This is a genomic window from Streptomyces sp. MP131-18 (assembly GCF_001984575.1).
In the GTDB taxonomy this organism is placed as follows: domain Bacteria; phylum Actinomycetota; class Actinomycetes; order Streptomycetales; family Streptomycetaceae; genus Streptomyces; species Streptomyces johnsoniae.
Genome location: NZ_LZNS01000001.1, coordinates 2,275,282 through 2,292,255, shown reverse-complemented (window position 1 = coordinate 2,292,255; position 16,974 = coordinate 2,275,282). Strand labels below are relative to the sequence as shown.

Below are 16,974 nucleotides of genomic sequence, written 5' to 3'. Positions count from 1 at the left end.
GCCATGAGCACCGTCCGGGACGTCCTGGCCGCGCCGGGCCGCTGCTACTCCTTCGAGTTCTTCCCGCCGAAGACCGAGGCGGGCGAACGCAGCCTGTGGCGGACCATCCGCCGCGTCGAGGCACTGGCCCCCGCGTTCGTGTCCGTCACCTACGGCGCGGGCGGCAGCTCCCGCAGCAGGACCGTCTCCGTCCTGCACCGCATCATCGGCGAGACGACGCTGCGCACCGTAGGACACCTGACCGCCGTCGGCCACTCCGTCGCCGAACTCCGCAACATCATCGGCCAGTTCGCCGACGCCGGCATCCGCGACATCCTCGCGCTGCGCGGCGACCCGCCCGGCGACCCGCGCGCCACCTGGGCCCCGCACCCGCGGGGCTTCACGCACGCCCACGAACTGGTGCGGCTCGTGCGCGCCTCCGGCGACTTCGGCGTCGGCGTCGCCGCGTTCCCCGAACGGCACCCGCGCTCCCCGGACTGGGACAGCGACATCGCGCACTTCGTCGCCAAGTGCCGCGCCGGCGCCGACTTCGCCGTCACCCAGATGTTCTTCCACCCCGAGCACTACCTCCGGCTGCGCGACCGGGTCGCCGCGGCGGGCTGCGACACCCCGATCATCCCGGCCATCATGCCCGCCACCCACGCCCGCCAGATCCGCACGTTCGCCGAGCTGAGCAACGCCTCGTTCCCCGCCGAACTCGCCCGGCGGCTCGCCGAGGCGGGCGACGACGCGGACGCCGCACACCGCATCGGCGTCGACCACGCCACCGAACTGGCGCAGCGGCTCCTCGACGAGGGTGCCCCCGGGCTGCACTACCTCACCCTCAACAAGTCGGCGGCGACCGTCGAGATACACCGCAACCTGCTCGGCGCCGGCACCCTGGCCGCGCCCGCCGGGTAATGCCGCACGCAGTGCCTCCCTCATATCCCGGCGGCACCGGGAACGCCGGTGACCCCGACGACGTCCCCCAGGCTGACAGCGCCGTCAGCACCCGCGGTCCCGTACCGTCGGCGTCGGCATCACCGGCAGCAACACCGGTCAACAGAAGAAGGATTCGCTCTTCATGACATCAGTATCCAGCACCCAGGAGACGTGGCTGCGCCGCTTCCAGCAGGCGACGCCCGGCGCGCTGACGCTCGTCTGCCTGCCGCACGCCGGCGGCTCGGCGCCGTACTTCCTGCCCCTCGCCCGCGCGCTGGCGCCCGCCGTCGACGTCGTCTCCGTCCAGTACCCCGGCCGCCAGGACCGCCGCAGGGAGCCGGCGCCGGAGAGCCTCGACACCCTCGCCGACCAGCTCTTCGACGTGCTGGACGCCAAACCCGGCACGCCGCTGGTGCTGTTCGGGCACAGCATGGGCGCCATCCTCGCCTACGAGGTGGCGCGCCGCATGGAACGCGAGGCCGACGACGTGCCGCTGGGCGTCATCGTCTCCGGCCGCCGCTCTCCCTCCCGGCACCGCGACGAGTCCGTGCACCGGCGCGACGACGCGGGAATCATCGCGGAAATGCAGGAGCTGAGCGGTACCGACCCCGGCATTTTCGCCGACGAAGAACTCATGCAGCTCGTCCTGCCCACCCTGCGCGCCGACTACCGCGCCGTCGAAACGTACCGGCACCGGCCGGGCACCCCGCTGCGCGCCCCGGTCAGCGTGCTCACCGGCGCAAGTGACCCGCGGGTCACGGAAGAAGAAGCACGCGCCTGGGAAGAAGTGACCACCGGCGCATTCTCGCTGCGGATCTTTCCCGGCGGGCACTTCTACCTCAACACCAGGCAGCAGGAAGTGACCGCGGCCATCAAGGAAAGCATCGCCGCATTCAAGTCCGCCGCCGGGTGAAGGACCAAGGACCAAGGACCGGAGCCATCCGGAGCTAGGGGCCCCTACCGGAGAAGGAAACAGAGTTAAGGGTGGTTAAGGGTGTGAGCCGGGCCACTGCCTCGGTAGCGTGACAAGTGAATCGACCGATTGATGCAATTGATGCATCTTTCGCACTTTCGAATGGCGGAGGATCTGCTTCATGAGCGAGCTTTCCGGCACGTCGAGCACCATCGAGGCCGTTCTCCAGGGCGGCCCGGCCACCCTGCCGCCCGAGCGCCGCTCGGTGCGGATCACCGGTACCCAGCACGTCGTCAAGGTCCAGCACTACGGCGGCTACGAACACTTCGTCCGCAGCGACCGCGGTGACCAGACCGGCGGCAGCGGGGCCGCCGCGCCCATCGTCTTCCGCTGGGTCGGCCGCACCCGCATCGCCGAATAGCGCAACGGCCCGCCACCGGCGGGCCGTTGTCCGTTCCGCCGCGCGCGCTGCCGGCCGTTAACGCGCCAGCGCCCGGTCGACCAGCACCCCGGCCGCGCCCGTGTAGTCCGCCGGATCGCACAGCCGCGCCAGCTCCTCCGCGCCGAACTCCCCGGCCAGCTCCGGCACCTGTGCAAGCACCTCGTGCAGCGGTCGCCCCTCCGCGGCGGCCCGCTCCGTCGCCCCGGTCAGCAGCCGCTTCGCCGTGGCCTTCCCCACCCGGGGCGCCAGCTCGGCCGCCAGCCGCTCCGACACCAGCGCACTGCCGGTCAGCGCCACGTTCTCCCGCATCCGGCCCGGCCGCACCTCAAGGCCCGCCGCCAGCTCGACGGCCGTGTGCGCGGCGCCGCCCGCCAGCCGCAGGCACTCCCGCAGCAGCTCCCACTCCGCGTGCCACGCGCCGCCGGACCGTTCGTCCTCCGTGACCAGGCACTGCGTCAGCCCCGCCGCGAGCACCGGCACCTGGAGCGCCGCGGTGCGCAGCAGCGTCGCCAGCACCGGGTTCCGCTTCTGCGGCATCGCCGAGGACGCCCCGCGGCCCGCCACCGAAGGCTCCGCGACCTCCCCGACCTCCGTGCGCGTCAGCGACTGCACATCCGCCGCGATCTTGCCGAGCGCCCCCGCGGTGAACGCCAGCACCGCCGCCAGATCCGCCATCGGCGTACGCAGCGTGTGCCACGGCAGCGCCGGCCGCGCCAGGCCGGTCTCCGCGGCGAACGCCTCGAACAGCGCCGCCACGTACGCCTCGTCGCCCGCCCCCGGATGCGCCGCGAACCAGCCGTCGATCCGCGCGTACGCGAGATAGCCGGACAGGGTGCCCGCCGCGCCGCCCAGCGAGATCGGCAGCCCTTCGTCGAGCACCCGCCCCAGCCGCGCGTCCGCGTCGAGCAGCAACTGCCGCCAGCCCGCGGCCTTCAGCCCGAACGTCGTCGGCACGGCGTGCATCGTCAGCGTCCGCCCCGCGATCAGCGTGTCGCGGTGCGCCTCCGCCAGCCCCGCGAACGACGCGGCGGCGCGCGCCAGATCGGCACGGATGATCCGCAGCGTCCGCGCCGACACCAGCATCGCGCCCGTGTCCAGCACGTCCTGGCTCGTCGAGCCGCGGTGCACGTACTCGGCCGCCGCCTTGTCCTCGGCCGCGACCACGCGGCTGAGCGCCGCGACCAGGCCGACGACCGGGTTCGCCGTCTCCCGCGCGCCCGTCGCGATCGCCCGCACGTCGAGCAGCTCGGCGCGGGCCAGCCGGGTGATGGTGGCGGCGGCGTCCGCCGGCACCAGACCCAGACCGGCCTGCGCCCGCGTCAGCGCCGCCTCCGCGTCCAGCATGGCCTGGAGCCACGCCGTATCGCAGGTCGCGGCCTCCGCGGGAGTCCCGGCCCGCACCGGGGACAGCAGCCCCGCATCGGCCGGGGACGCCGCCTCGCTCATACGATCACTCCGGTGAGGTCCGTGTCGGTGGACTGCTGACGCACCGAACTCGGCACGTGGGCCACCGGCGGCAGCGCCAGCATCGCCCGCGCTATCGCGTCCGAGTCGCCGACCGTCACCGAGTCCACGCCCGGCCTGATCCCCGCCGCCGTCACCCAGTGCACCGACTCCGTCGGCACCCCGAAGGCGAACCGCCGCGGATGCGACCGGCCGCGCGCGTCCAGCAGATGATACGGGCGCTCGGTGACCGCGAGCCCGCCCGTCTCGTACGTCGTCCCGCACGCGCCGGGAATCCGGTAGGGTCCGGCCTGTTCCGTCGCCAGCAGGTGCCGCAGCAGCGGATCGTCCGTGCGGCGCAGGTCCGGCTCCTGGAGCCTGGCCTCGATCAGCGCCCTGCTGCGGATCGGCGGCCCCGGCACCAGCGCCGACTCCGCGACGAACGACGGGTCCGCCGTGTCGAACCTGATCTCCGTGCCAGGACCCGTCAGTTCCAGCACGCCCGCCTCGATCAGCGCGATCATCTCCGCGATCCGCGACGCGGGCGGCCCGATGGACAGGAACGCGTTCAGCGGCGTGTACCAGCCCTCCAGATCGTCCCGGTGCGAATTCCCCTCAAGACCACTGTGATCCACGGCCAGCCGGATCTCGTTGCGCAGGTCGCGCAGCACGTCGAGCGCCGCCTTCAGCGGCCCCGTCACGTTTCCCGCCCGCGCCTCGCTCAGGTCGTCGCGCAGGTGGTCGAGCAGCCAGCCGCGGAACTCCTCGCGGTCCGCGAACCGCTCCAGGTGCGCCGGGCGGGCGATCCGCTCCCAGTCCCACCGGTCCGCCGCCGCGATCGCGAACGCGTCCAGCACCGGCGAGGCGTCCTCGTCCGCGGGCACGGCGAGGAACCGTTCCGTGAACGCCGCCCGCTCCGCGCCCCGGCCCCGCGCGGCGAGCAGCGCCTCGTAGTAGACGCTCTCCACCTCCCGGCAGATCAGCGGCCACAGGTCCGTCGAGAAGTGCACCCGCTCGCCGTCCGCACCGCGCTCCCGCAGCGCCGCCACCCGCTCCTGCGTCAGCAGCCGCGGGAAGTAGCGCCCGAACGGGCCCTTCTCGTTCTCCCCGCGCGCATGATGCGGAACGCCGCGCCGCGAACTCGCGTACAGCACCGGCTCCTGCCCCGACGGCCGGTACACCAGCCGCCCGTCCACCGTGTCGAACGAGCCGCCGCGGCCGACGGTGAGCAGCGCCATGTAGTCGAAGAAGTTGAGCCCGAGACCCCGCAGCAGCACCGGCTCACCCGGCCGGATCGCGCTCAGGTCCACGTCCGCCGGGTTCGACGGCGTCACGTACGTCAGGTAGTGGATGCGGGCCAGCGTCGCGGTGCGCTCCTGCCGCGGCGTCAGCCGGCTCGGCACGTGGCCCTGCGCCAGCACGATGGCGTCCAGGTTGTTCAGCCGCGTCCCCGAGGCCAGCCGCACCCCCTGCGGCCCGCCGGTCACCCCGTGCGTGTCGGCCATCGCGACCACCCGCGACTCGTGCACCCGCACCGTCATGTGCTCCGGCGCGCCGGACACGATGCGGCGGTAGCAGTCGTTGAGGTAGTGGCCGTAGAACGCCCGCGTCGGATACGAGTCGGGGCCCAGGGACTTCGCCTCGTCGAGGGTTTCCCCGTCGTACGGGTCGTGGTCCTCCAGCGGCCCGAGCAGCGCCAATTGCTTCGCCCACTCGTACAGGCTCGGCCCCGGCTCGATCGGCCCCTCGATCCGGTTGCTTTCGTCGGAATAGATCGTCACCTGCGACGCCACGGTGTTCATCAGCAGATGCCGCGACTGCTCCGACCGCCACACCTGCCCGGCACCGGGCGGCCACGGGTCGACGAGGTGCACGAGCAACTCGGAGCAGGAGGGCGCGGCCCGCTCGTTCGCGCACAGCCGCTCCAGCACGGACAATCCACGTGGGCCCGCGCCGACGATGCAGACCTCGACGTTGCTGCTGCTCATGCGGATACTCCATTCCGGTTCCCAGAATTGCCGGCCGCGTGAATAGTCGCGGGCCCCGGAGGAACCGGTCAACGCAGGCGCCGGGTGTCCGTCAAGTCGCCCCGCACCCGGGACGGCCCCGTGGCACTCGCCGGAGCCGGCAGAGCCGGGCCCCCTAACCGGCCCCTAAAGTCCGCCCTGAACGAGAAAGACGTGCGACACGCCTGCCCCGAACGTTGAGCGGGCCTGCCACCACTCCCGCGGAGGCAACTGCTGGTCGGGGTCGGGACAGCCGCGGGGGCCGCACTTTCCTCCCGTTTCCGGTCGGGTGCGGTCCGGGCTCCCGGGTGCCTCAAGGACATCATTTCCCGGTGCCGCACTTTAGGGGTGTCCAACGGGCCCGGGTTTCCACCATGATTTGTGGAGCGGCTGACAACGACTCGAATAGCGGCGGTTCGGCACCACCTTCTCCTGCCGTTCGTCCAGGAGCGGCGAACTGCCGGGCACCGCCCATCGGAAGCATGACCTGAGAAATTGCATTAACAGCCGGAGCGCTTTATCGAAGTGACGATAGGGGCCCGGCACCCGAGGAGGGCGGCGGCATGCCGACCGGAATCCGGGCCGGCGCCGCGCCGGTCATGCGCGCCCGGTCGGCGGCCGTCGCCAACCGGTCGGCCGCAGACGTTCGCTGAAGGTTGGGAAACGGGGAGGGCCCGGCTTGGCTTCGTTGCAGACATCCGGCACGGACCCCGGTGGCGAGCCCGAGATCGCCTCCTATCCCTTCCTCGCCGGCCGCCCCGCGCACCAGCAGCCGGAGTGGACGGACCTGGAGTCCGTGGCCGCGGCCAGGAAGGAACTGGCCGCACTGCCGCCGCTCGTGTCGTTCGCCGACACGGCGCGGCTGCGCGCCCGGCTGGCCGACGTGGCGCACGGCAGGGCCTACGTCATCCAGGCCGGCGACTGCGCCGAGGACCCGGGGGAGAGCACCGGCGGCTATGTCGCCCGCAAGGTGGGCCTGGTGGAGATGCTGGCCGGCCGCATGAAGATGCTCACCCACAAGCCGGTGCTGAGCGTCGGCCGCATCGCCGGCCAGTACGCCAAGCCGCGCTCCCGCCCCACCGAGCGCGTCGCCGGGCAGGAACTGCCCGTCTACCGCGGCCACATGGTCAACAGCCCCGAACCCGATCCGGCGCTGCGAACACCAGACGCGTCGCGGCTGCTGCTGTGCTACCGGGCCGCGTCCGAGGTGATGGGCCACCTCGGCTGGTCGGGGAACCCGGCAGGACCGCCCGACCCGAGCCCCACCCTGTGGACCAGCCACGAGGCGCTGCTGCTCGACTACGAGGTGCCGCTGACCCGCCGCGCCGAGGACGGGCGGCTGTACCTGGCCTCCACACACTGGCCGTGGATCGGGGAGCGCACGCGGCAGCCGGACGGGGCGCACGTCGCGCTGGTCGCCGCGGTGGCCAACCCGGTGGCCTGCAAGGTCGGTCCCGGCATGACCGCGAAGGACCTGCTGGCGCTGTGCGAACGGCTCGACCCGGACCGCGATCCTGGCCGCCTGACGCTCATCTCCCGCATGGGTGCCGACGCCGTCGCCCACCGGCTGCCGCCGCTGGTGCGCGCCGTCCGCGCCGCGGGGCACCCGGCGATCTGGCTGTGCGACCCGATGCACGGCAACACGCTGACCGCGCCGAACCAGCTGAAGACCCGCCTGGTGGAGACCGTGCTGCGGGAGACGGAGGACTTCCAGGGCGCCGTCCGCGACTCCGGCGGCACCGCCGCCGGACTCCACCTGGAGATCACACCCGAGGACGTCACCGAATGCGTGCTCAACGAGTCCTCACTCGACCACGTAGGGAAGAAGTACACGACGCTATGCGATCCACGTCTCGACCCACAGCAGGCCGACCGCATCGTCACCGCCTGGCGCTGAGCACCCTCCCGCGCGAAGAGCGCGGCGCGCCGCACAGCCAACGGAGGTCCGCACGATGGAGGTTCGCCCGATGAAAGGAAAGACCGCGCTCGTGACCGGTGCGGCCGGGGGCGTCGGCGCCGCGGTGGTCCGCGCGATAGCGGAACGCGGCGGTGTGCCCGCGGCCGTGGACGCCGACGGCGTCGCGCTGAAGGAGAAGATCGAGGCCCTGTCCACCGAGGGGCTGCGCGCGGAGGGCTTCACCGCCGACGTGACCCGGCGCGACGAGGCCGACGCCACGGTCGCCGCCGTGGAGGCGCAGCTCGGCCCCGTCGACTACCTGGTCAACGCGGCGGGCATCCTCCGCCTCGCCGAGGCCAGGCACCTGTCCGACACGGACTGGGCCGACACCCTCGCCGTGAACGCCACCGGCGTCTTCCACATGTCCCAGGCCGTCGTCAACCGGATGGTGCCGCGCCGCTCCGGCGCGGTCGTCACCGTGGCCTCCAACGCCGCCGGCACCCCCAGGAAGCTCATGGCCGCCTACGCCGCCTCCAAGGCGGCGGCGACCATGTTCACCAAGTGCCTCGGACTTGAGGTCGCCGAGTACGGCATCCGCTGCAACCTGGTGGCGCCCGGCTCCACCGATACGCCGATGCTCAACTCCATGTGGCACGACGACAGCGGCCGGGAAGCCACCATCCGGGGAGACCTGGCGGCGTACAAGCTGGGCATTCCGCTCGGCAAGCTGGCCACCCCGCAGGACGTGGCCGACGCGGTCGTCTTCCTGCTCTCCGAAGAAGCCGCCCACATCACCATGCACGCGCTCACGGTCGACGGCGGGGCCACCCTCGGCGTCTGAACACCCAGGACCGCGCGGTCCCTGTCGGTGACGTTCGGTGACGTTCTTCGGTGCTGGCCCAGCGTCACGTCGAATTCGTCCAGGACACCAGAAGAGGAACTGCCATGTCAGGCATACCGCCTATCGAACCGTACTCCCTCCCGGCCCGGGAGGAACTGCCCGCCAACACCGCGCGCTGGGCGCCCGACGCGGAGCGCGCCGCGCTCCTCGTGCACGACATGCAGCGGTTCTTTCTCGCACCGCTGCCCGCCGACACCCTGCGCAGCGACCTGACCACCAATGTGGCGCGGCTGCGCGACCACTGTGCCGCGCTCGACCTGCCCGTCGCCTACACCGCGCAGCCCGGCGGCATGACACCGGATCAGCGCGGACTCCTCGCGGACTTCTGGGGCCCTGGCATGTCGCCCGAGCCCGAGCACCGGCAGATCGACGACAGCCTGTCGCCCGCGCTCGGCGACCGCGTCTTCACCAAGTGGCGCTACAGCGCGTTCCACCAGTCCGGCCTGCTGGAGTGGCTGCACGAGCAGGGCCGCGACCAGCTCATCATCTGCGGCGTGTACGCGCACGTCGGGGTGCTGATGACGGCGGTGGACGCGTTCAGCCACGGCATCCAGCCGTTCCTCGTCGCCGACGCGACCGCGGACTTCTCCGCCGCCTACCACCACTCGGCCCTCCAGTACGCCGCCGAACGATGCGCCGTCGTCCTCACCGGCGTCGACGTCCGCGCCGCGCTCGGGCGCCCGGGCCGCCGCCCGGTGACCGCCGGCGGACCCGCCCGTTCCGGCGGTGCCGCATGACGGGCGCGGACGGCGCGGACGGCGCGGACGGCGCGGACGGCGTGGACGGGGCCGCCGGGGCCGCCGGGGCCGCGGCCGGGCTGCTCGGCCGCGTCCTGGCCGCGGAACCGCCCCCGTTCGCGCTGCTGCACCGGCCCGCCGAGACCGGGCCGGACGCGCTGGACGTCCTTGTCGGCGACGTCGGCACCTACGAGGCGCTGGCCGACCTGCCGGTTTCCTCGGCCCCTTCCACCGTCGGCGGCCCGCGGCAGGAAGTGCTCGCGCTGATTCCCTACCGGCAGATCGCCGAACGCGGCTTCGCCTGCGTCGACGACGGCGCGCCGCTGCTGGCGATGACCGTGGCGGAGCACGCCACCGTGCCGGTCGCCGATGTCATGGCCGCGATCCCCGACGTGGCGGTGCGCATCACCGGCGGCCACTTCGACATCGACGACGACACCTACGCGGGCATCGTGCGGCGCATCATCGACACGGAGATCGGCGAGGGCGCCGGCGCCAACTTCGTGATCAAGCGCTCGTTCGTCGCCGACATCACCGACTACTCGGTGCACAGCGCGCTCGTCGTGCTGCGCCGCCTGCTGCGCCGCGAGTCCGGCGCGTACTGGACGTTCCTGGTGCACACCGGCGAGCGCACGTTCGTCGGCGCCACCCCGGAACGGCACATCACGCTGCGGGAGGGCACCGCCGTGATGAACCCCATCAGCGGCACCTACCGCTACCCGCCGGCCGGGCCCAGCCTGCCGGACGTCATGGACTTCATCTCCAACAGGAAGGAGACGGAAGAGCTTTACATGGTCCTCGACGAAGAACTCAAGATGATGGCCCGCATCTGCGAACGCGGCGGCTGGGTCACCGGGCCGCACCTGCGGGAGATGGCGCAGCTGGCCCACACCGAGTACTTCATCCAGGGCACCACCAGCCGCGACGTCCGCGAGATCCTGCGCGAGACCATGTTCGCGCCCACCGTCACCGGCAGCCCGCTGGAGAGCGCCGCCCGCGTCATCAGCGCCTTCGAACGGGAGGGACGCGGCTACTACAGCGGCGTCGTCGCCCTCATCGGCCGCGACCGGCACGGCGAGCAGACGCTCGACTCCTCCATCCTCATCCGCACCGCCGACATCGACAGTTCCGGCACCGCGCGCATCGCCACCGGCGCCACCCTCGTGCGCCACTCCGACCCGGCGGGCGAGGTCGCCGAGACCAGGGCGAAGGCGTCCGCGCTGATCGGGGCACTGACCGGCGCCGAGGGCGGGTTCGCCGAACACCCCGACGTGCGGGCCGCGATGGAGCGGCGCAACGGGACCATCGCGGACTTCTGGCTGCGCCCCGACACCGAACGGACGCGGCACGATCCGGCACTGGCCGGCCGCCGCGTGCTCGTCGTCGACGCGGAGGACAACTTCACCTCGATGCTCGGACAGCAGCTGCGCTCGCTCGGCCTGGCCGTCTCGGTGCGCCGCTTCGACGAGCCCTACTCGTTCGACGGCCAGGATCTCGTGGTGATGGGGCCGGGCCCCGGCGATCCGCTCGACACCGGCAACGGCAAGATCGCGCACCTGCACGCGACGACGGCGCGGCTGCTGCGCGAACGCCGCCCGTTCCTCGCGGTCTGCCTCAGCCACCAGGTCCTCAGCCTGCGGCTCGGTTTCGACGTGCGGCGCCGTGCCGTGCCCAACCAGGGCACGCAGTACGAGATCGACTTCTTCGGCGCCGCGCGGCACGTCGGCTTCTACAACACGTTCGCCGCCCACAGCCGGGAGGACAAGGTCGAATGCGCCGGAACGGGCGTGGTGGAGGTCAGTCGCGACCGGCAGACGGGCGAGGTGCACGCGCTGCGCGGGCCGCACTTCGCGTCCCTCCAGTTCCACGCCGAATCGGTGCTGACCCGCGGCGGCGAGGACATACTCGGCGGCGTCGTGGCGGAGCTGCTGCGGACATGAGAGAGCCGGGCCGGGCGGCCTGTCGGGCTGCCCGGCCCGGCTGCGACACCGGGGGACCGACGGAAAGTGAGCGGACTCTCCGCCGTCACACCGCTTCCGACGACGCGTCGCGCGTCTCTTCGGCATATGCGACGAGCTCGGCCGGGAGGTCGACCCGGCGCTTCACCCCGAGCTTGCGGTACACCCGTGTCAGGTGCTGCTCCACGGTGCTCACGGTGATGAACAGCTTGTTCGATATCTGCCGGTTGGTGTCGCCGAGGGTCGCGAGGGCCGCCACCCTCAGCTCGGCCTCACTCAGCCCGTGCCCGCCCTGCGGTACCTCCTGCTGCGCCACCAGCCCCTCCGCGGAGCCGCTGCGCATCAGCCGGTCCGCCAGCGATTCCGCCCCCGACTCCAGCGCCAGCTGGTAGGCGCGGCGGATCAGCATGTGCGGTCGCCCCGAATCCCCCGAACGGTGCAGCGCGTGCCCGAGGTCGCTCAGCGCACGGGCCAGCTCGACCTTGTCACCCGACGCCTGCAACACGTCGACGGCCTCGGAGAGGAGTCTCTTCTTGCGGTCGGACACCGCCGTCCTGGACATTAATCGCAACGCTCTGCCGCGGGTGCGGTCATCGACGCGCCGTTCGCCCGAGGTCTCCTCGTGCAGCAGCCGCGCCGCCTCCGCCCGGTTGTCGAGCGCGAGGTGCACCTGCGCCAGTTCGAGCCGCCAGGCCACCAGGCCCGCCAGGTCGAGACGCCACTTCTCCATCAGCTCCGCGCACTGCTGGAGATCGTCGCGCGCCGCGTGCGGCCGGCCGGCCGCCAGGTGGTAGCGGCCGCGGGCGACCAGGTAGTGCAGACCCAGCGGCGTCTGGAACATGCTCGCCGGCGTCGGATACGCCAGCCAGGTGTCCGCCTCGTGGTGTCGGCCCGCCTCGGTCGCGCACGTGATGAGCGTGCCGAGCGGCCCGGCCACCGCGACGCCCCACGCCTGCGGGGTGATCGACTCCAGCGCCGATCGCGCGTGCTGCTCGCTGCCGCGCAGGTCGCCGAGGCGCAGCAGTGCCTCGGCCCTGATGCCTTCGAGGATCGCCTGCCAGATCGGGGCGTGCCGCACCGTGGAGTGGTGCAGCAGCGTGTCCGTCCAGGCCGCGACCCGGTCGGAACGCCCCACATACAGCATCCCCAGCAGCGGGCCCGCCAGCAGTCCCGGCGCCCCGACCTCGCTGTTGTGCCGCCGGATGATCTGCTCCGCGCGGGCCACCACGTCGTAGTCCGGGGTGGGGAAGAGCGCCTTGTGGAGAACGGTCAGCGCCTCCAGATGCGGGCTCACCACCGGATTGCGCGCGGGGCCGCCGTACGCGTCGCTCGTGGAGTGCGCGTCGGTCAGGGACTCGGGGCGGCACAGCGACACCAGCATGTGCATGACGCGCAGTTCGGCCGCGGCGGCCGTGTCCCGTTCGTCGTCGAGCTCGAACTGCGCCAGCAGGTGGCCGGCTTCTCCCGACCTGCCCTGCCACAGCAGCGAGGGCACCGCCGCGACCGCGCCCGGCACCGAGGCGCCCCGCTGCCTGATCGTGTCCAGCAGGTCCGGCAGGTGGGCCTCCGCCGACAGCGGGTTGACCTGCCAGCGCGCCTTGACCAGCAGCGCCTTGATGTCGGCCCGCTGCGACTCGTCGGTTTCCGCCCGCCATGCCTGCCGCAGGCAGGCCCCGGCGAACTCCGGCCGTCCCAGCGACAGCGCGTGCGCCGCGGCCTCCTGGAGGACCGGCACCGCCCAGGCGTCCTCCGCCCAGTCGGCCGCCACCAGATGGTCGGCGACGACCGTCGGCTCGGCCCCGTGGTTGTGCAGTGCCTCGGCCGCCCGCGAGTGGAGCGAGCGGCGGCTCTCGGCGGACAGGTCCCCGAGCACCGAGCGGGTGATCCGCGGGTGCCGCAGCTCGTTGCCCTCCACCAGGCCCGATATCCGCAGGATGTGCACGGCGCGCACCGCGGACTCGTGGGTGATGTCGAGCACCTGGTCCAGGATGTCGACGGACGTCTTGCGGCCCAGGACGGCCAGCGCCTGCGCGACCTGCCGCACCTCGGGCTCGTGCCGGTAGAGGCAGCCGAGCACCGCCTGGTCGAACGGTCCGCCGCCCCCCGGCGGCGTCGCGTACTCCGGCTCCGTCAGCTGGGCCAGCGGGTCGTCCACCAGCGCCTGGGCGAGCAGCGGGCTGCCGCCGGTGATGGCCCGCGCCCGCTCCGCCATCTTCCGCGCCACGGACGGGTCGAGGCTGCGGCCGACGAGCCGCGTCAGCGAATCGCGGGTCAGCGGCTGGAGGGCGATGCGCGAGAAGTACGGCTGGCTGAGCAGCTCCGCACGGAAGTGCGGGTGCGGCAGCCGCAGCATGGGCGCCTCGGTCATCAGCACCATCATCGGCGCGTGCCGCAGCCGGCGGATGACGTAGAGGAGACAGTGGAGCGAAGCGGAGTCGGCGTGCTGGACGTCGTCAAGGGCAAGAACGAGCGGCCCGCTCCGCGCCAGCTCGCTGAGGGACGTGAACAACCGGTGCAGTACCGCGGCTTGATGTCGGCCCTCCAGCGACGGCCTCGGCCCGGCCCCTTGCCCTCTGATGGCAGGAGCCGCCGGTGCGTGCTCGGGAAGCAGCCCTTCCACGAGGCGTCGTGTCTTTTCCGGGAAGGACGCGCCGTGCAGCAGTTGTCCGATGACACCAAGCGGAATGTCGCGTTCGGACTGTGAACCAACGGCGCGCAGGACGCGACCGCCCTCCTCGGTGAAGTATTCGTTCAGCGATTCGAGCAGCGAGGTCTTGCCGCTGCCGACGGCCCCTGAGATGAGGACGGCGTGACCTCGTCGTTTCCCGCGGCAGTCGTCGAATGTCATCCGGACCTGCATGAACTCTTCTTCGCGCTGCACCAACACCACTCGATGAGCCTCCTCGTGTGCGATAGTCGGGCAATTGGGGTATTGCGACGCAAAGCTGTCCTGTGTGAGGCGTGGGGAAGTCATGTGGACTATCGACCTGCGGGGGGTGGCGACAGGAACGCCGGAGGAATCGGCGGTAGTTCACGACCGCCGCGTCCGCCTGCTGCTGTGCGCGGACCGGCACGATGCCCATGCCTCCGGGCGCACTTCTTGTGTCGTCCCGCATCGCGCGGGTGGCCTGAATCGCCGCCACGGTGTTGTTGATGCATCCCCGTTCCCCCTGAACGTCGGGCTGTCACGGGGGCGCTGCGCGAGGTCGCCTGGTCATGGCGGCAGCCGTGATCGTCCCCGTGTGTCCCAGCGCGGGGCCACGCGGCCGGTGCGGCCGCCGTGCGTGGTCAGAGCACGGCAAAGTACGCACCGGGACGATCCGGCGCGGATAGTGCGCGGGCGCATGTATGCTCGTACGCCGCGCTAGCTCCCGCCGGATTCGCCGCAGTTCGATGCTCCCGCGTTGGCCCCGTGTTGGAGATCACTGCCCAATGAGTGTGGCATACGTTCCACGTGCCCGTTACCCCAATGATGCGTCGGCACGGCGTGACGATTCGCGGGCGTCTAGGGGGTTGACACGGCGTGCGGACAAACACTAATGCAACGTTGTTGCCGCGCCGCCGTGGGGCCGCGCCGCCGGTCGATTCGGTAACCGGATGTTTGCTTTTTGGGGGGTTTGAGGGGCTGCTCTTTTATCTGCCGTCGAGATCGGCGCGGGCATCGTGACATGCGCCCGTGTTGTGGTCGTTCGTGCCGATCCGCGGAATGCGACCCTCCGGTAACAGGTGGCGAAACAAACGGCGGACGACGTTCGATCCATCGAAAACCCACCGCGAAGACGCGGAAAGATGTCGAAGGCGGAGAAGAGTGTTCTCCGGTTGGTGTAAGAGCCGCGGAAATACGCAGGGGGTGGTCGGCAAACGGCATTTGCTCACGAGAAACACCCCGAGGAACGCATCGGCTTACGAAGCTCGTTCGAACTGCCGTGCGGTCGGTCGGGACAGGGCGGCCACCGCATGAGCGGCCGAGGCGAGCGTGATATGCCGGTGCCAGCCGGTGAAAGAACGGCCTACGAAGTCGCGGATGCCGACCCGGTCGCCGATCTCGGCGAGATCCCGGCTGACGCGCTGCATCAGTCGCGAAAGCTGCACCAGAGCGATCGGGGGCAGCGATACCGCGTCCGTCAGCCACAGCTCGGCCGGCCACTGCTGACCGGCTTCCGCCACGCCCAGCAGCAGCAACTCCCCGCCCTGCCGTCCGGCCGCCGCCCCGGCCGCGGGCGAAGGTACCCGCACCCGGACCGCGGCCAGCGTGCCCCTTCGCACGCCAGGCGATGCGTCCGGCGCGCGCCACAGACACGGCCGCCGCAGCGGGGCCGCGACGCGCATGACCTCCTCGGCCGACAACTGCCCGCCGTTGTGAGCGCGTAGCGCGTCGTCGGCGACCGTGAGCCGCAGCCGCCCGTCCACGCGCAGCAACTGGGGCAGTCCCGCCTTTCGCAGCCGCCCGAGTACGGCCGGGGCGTCCATCTCCCTGGCGTCCACGAGCAAGGGCCGGGCCGGCAGCCGCCAGCCGCGGGCCACCCGCAGGCTTGCCTCCACCGCGCACATCCCCAGCGTCTCGGGATGTGTCTGCTCCGGAATGCATGCCTGCTCGCGGCGCAGCGGGTCCTCCACCCACGAGCGGGACAGCAGGAGCCGCCAGTTGACCGGGCACGCCGTGTGCTCCGACGCCAGCCACACGCCGACTGCCCGCTGTGTGTAGGAGGTTGGCGAGGCGTGGCGTTCCACCCCGACCGAGCTGTCCCCCGATTTCAGGATGACCAGGGGGTGCACCACCCAGGCGAGCGGTGGCGCCGCAGCGGTCACGTACCGCGCCAGCGCCTCGCGTATCGGGTCCCACTGCCACGTGGAATCGCACACGAAGTGGTGGAGACTCTGCTCGACCGCCTGTCCGCCCCCGAGCAGGGAGGCGATGTTGCGGATCGATTTGCGGCCCTCCACATGGATCAATCCGCGGACGTAGTCCATGCCACGCCGCCGCTGGTCGCTGCGTTGAAGGGAGGCGAACAGCACTTGGCAGAGGTCGCGCAGCGCCTCGCTACTGCGCTCGGCGCTCCATGACGCGGGCGCGGCGGGCGCGGCGGGCGCGTTACGCGTCAGGCCGACATCGGCTTCCACGATCATGTTCCCCCATCTCCGCCGAGTATCCGTGATCGCTCGGCGTTCGCTTCGGATCGGTTGCGCGGGCGGACATCGTTCCGAGGGGCGCGTGGTGGGCGGTCAGCTCACCTCACCGCGGGTGGTGTCGGGCGGGTGGTGCGGAGAGGGTCCCGGCACCGGGCGGCGGCATGCCACGCTCAGCGTGCCGCGACGGCGATCGCCGCGTCCGACGCGTCGGCCGGCGCCGCGTGCATGTCGTTACCTGACTCGGTCATCATCTGAAGCAACTCCGAATCGTCAAGGCATTGCCGCACGCGCGCAGTCGTACCGCCGCATTGCCGCAACGCCACTCGTTTCCGAGCAGGCAGAAGTGTCCCCCGAAAGGCGGTTCGGCTTTTTCGCGGCGTGACGCAGTCGTGCCGGCATTCGGCATGCACGCAGTGAGGTTTCCCCGGTCAATTGGCGAGAGCGAGATTACTTGTGTCAGCCCCCGCCGTCAGCCCCTAGCCGTCCCCTAGGCGCCGGTCCTGCCGCACGGCGGCACTCGGCGGGATAACGCGCCGGGCGGCAGCGGGAAGCGGAGGCAAAGCCGCGCGCCGCGGCGATTCCGGCCAGTCGGCGAACCGCGCGCGAGGCATTCACGGTAAGAGCGG

11 protein-coding genes are annotated in these 16,974 nt (G+C 71.8%); 7 read left to right on the top strand and 4 right to left on the bottom strand.

Features of this window, described 5'->3' with window-relative positions; all coding sequences use genetic code 11:
- The first annotated feature begins 3 nt into the window (after positions 1-3).
- The 3 genes from metF to STBA_RS09950 all read left to right on the top strand — a co-directional run bounded on the left by metF (position 4) and on the right by STBA_RS09950 (position 2,255).
- Complete coding sequence (metF, locus tag STBA_RS09960) at positions 4-900, top strand: methylenetetrahydrofolate reductase [NAD(P)H] (RefSeq protein ID WP_077058902.1); 897 nt, start codon at positions 4-6, stop codon at positions 898-900.
- A 163-nt stretch (positions 901-1,063) separates the two neighbouring features.
- Entirely contained in the window at positions 1,064-1,834 is a 771-nt protein-coding gene (locus STBA_RS09955; RefSeq protein WP_077058901.1) for an alpha/beta fold hydrolase, read from the top strand.
- Positions 1,835-2,015: 181 nt separating this feature from the next.
- Complete coding sequence (locus tag STBA_RS09950; protein ID WP_077058900.1) at positions 2,016-2,255, top strand: DUF5988 family protein; 240 nt, start codon at positions 2,016-2,018, stop codon at positions 2,253-2,255.
- Positions 2,256-2,312: 57 nt separating this feature from the next.
- Here STBA_RS09950 and STBA_RS09945 read toward each other — a convergent pair whose 3' ends face one another.
- Entirely contained in the window at positions 2,313-3,722 is a 1,410-nt protein-coding gene (locus STBA_RS09945) for an adenylosuccinate lyase family protein (RefSeq protein ID WP_077058899.1), read from the bottom strand.
- Entirely contained in the window at positions 3,719-5,707 is a 1,989-nt protein-coding gene (locus STBA_RS09940) for an FAD/NAD(P)-binding protein (RefSeq protein WP_077058898.1), read from the bottom strand. Before STBA_RS09940 ends, STBA_RS09945 begins: the two co-directional genes overlap by 4 nt.
- A 697-nt stretch (positions 5,708-6,404) precedes the next feature.
- Between STBA_RS09940 and STBA_RS09935 the strand changes: the two genes are divergently transcribed.
- The 4 genes from STBA_RS09935 to STBA_RS09920 all read left to right on the top strand — a co-directional run bounded on the left by STBA_RS09935 (position 6,405) and on the right by STBA_RS09920 (position 11,200).
- Positions 6,405-7,622, top strand: a complete 1,218-nt coding sequence (locus STBA_RS09935) for a 3-deoxy-7-phosphoheptulonate synthase (RefSeq protein WP_077058897.1) — start codon at positions 6,405-6,407, stop codon at positions 7,620-7,622.
- A 70-nt stretch (positions 7,623-7,692) separates the two neighbouring features.
- Positions 7,693-8,463, top strand: a complete 771-nt coding sequence (locus tag STBA_RS09930; protein ID WP_077058896.1) for a 2,3-dihydro-2,3-dihydroxybenzoate dehydrogenase — start codon at positions 7,693-7,695, stop codon at positions 8,461-8,463.
- Between the two features lie 104 nt (positions 8,464-8,567).
- Positions 8,568-9,260, top strand: coding sequence for an isochorismatase family protein (locus STBA_RS09925; RefSeq protein WP_077058895.1), 693 nt, complete (start codon positions 8,568-8,570; stop codon positions 9,258-9,260).
- A complete protein-coding gene (locus STBA_RS09920; protein WP_079251831.1) occupies positions 9,257-11,200 on the top strand; it encodes an anthranilate synthase family protein in 1,944 nt (647 codons plus the stop codon). Before STBA_RS09925 ends, STBA_RS09920 begins: the two co-directional genes overlap by 4 nt.
- Before the next feature lie 85 nt (positions 11,201-11,285).
- Here STBA_RS09920 and STBA_RS09915 read toward each other — a convergent pair whose 3' ends face one another.
- Entirely contained in the window at positions 11,286-14,108 is a 2,823-nt protein-coding gene (locus STBA_RS09915) for a LuxR family transcriptional regulator (RefSeq protein ID WP_253194611.1), read from the bottom strand.
- 1,013 nt (positions 14,109-15,121) lie between these two features.
- The gene (locus STBA_RS09910; protein WP_253194609.1) at positions 15,122-16,345 is read right to left on the bottom strand and encodes a transposase; all 1,224 of its coding nucleotides are present in this window, start codon (positions 16,343-16,345) and stop codon (positions 15,122-15,124) included.
- Positions 16,346-16,974 lie beyond the last annotated feature (629 nt).

Bases quoted from the DNA above. Each gene is read 5' to 3' on its own strand.
- metF (WP_077058902.1), top strand. From the start codon at position 4: ATGAGCACCGTCCGGGACGTCCTGGCCGCGCCGGGCCGCTGCTACTCC.
- STBA_RS09955 (WP_077058901.1), top strand. From the start codon at position 1,064: ATGACATCAGTATCCAGCACCCAGGAGACGTGGCTGCGCCGCTTCCAG.
- STBA_RS09950 (WP_077058900.1), top strand. From the start codon at position 2,016: ATGAGCGAGCTTTCCGGCACGTCGAGCACCATCGAGGCCGTTCTCCAG.
- STBA_RS09945 (WP_077058899.1), bottom strand. From the start codon at position 3,722: ATGAGCGAGGCGGCGTCCCCGGCCGATGCGGGGCTGCTGTCCCCGGTG.
- STBA_RS09940 (WP_077058898.1), bottom strand. From the start codon at position 5,707: ATGAGCAGCAGCAACGTCGAGGTCTGCATCGTCGGCGCGGGCCCACGT.
- STBA_RS09930 (WP_077058896.1), top strand. From the start codon at position 7,693: ATGAAAGGAAAGACCGCGCTCGTGACCGGTGCGGCCGGGGGCGTCGGC.
- STBA_RS09925 (WP_077058895.1), top strand. From the start codon at position 8,568: ATGTCAGGCATACCGCCTATCGAACCGTACTCCCTCCCGGCCCGGGAG.
- STBA_RS09920 (WP_079251831.1), top strand. From the start codon at position 9,257: ATGACGGGCGCGGACGGCGCGGACGGCGCGGACGGCGCGGACGGCGTG.
- STBA_RS09910 (WP_253194609.1), bottom strand. From the start codon at position 16,345: ATGATCGTGGAAGCCGATGTCGGCCTGACGCGTAACGCGCCCGCCGCG.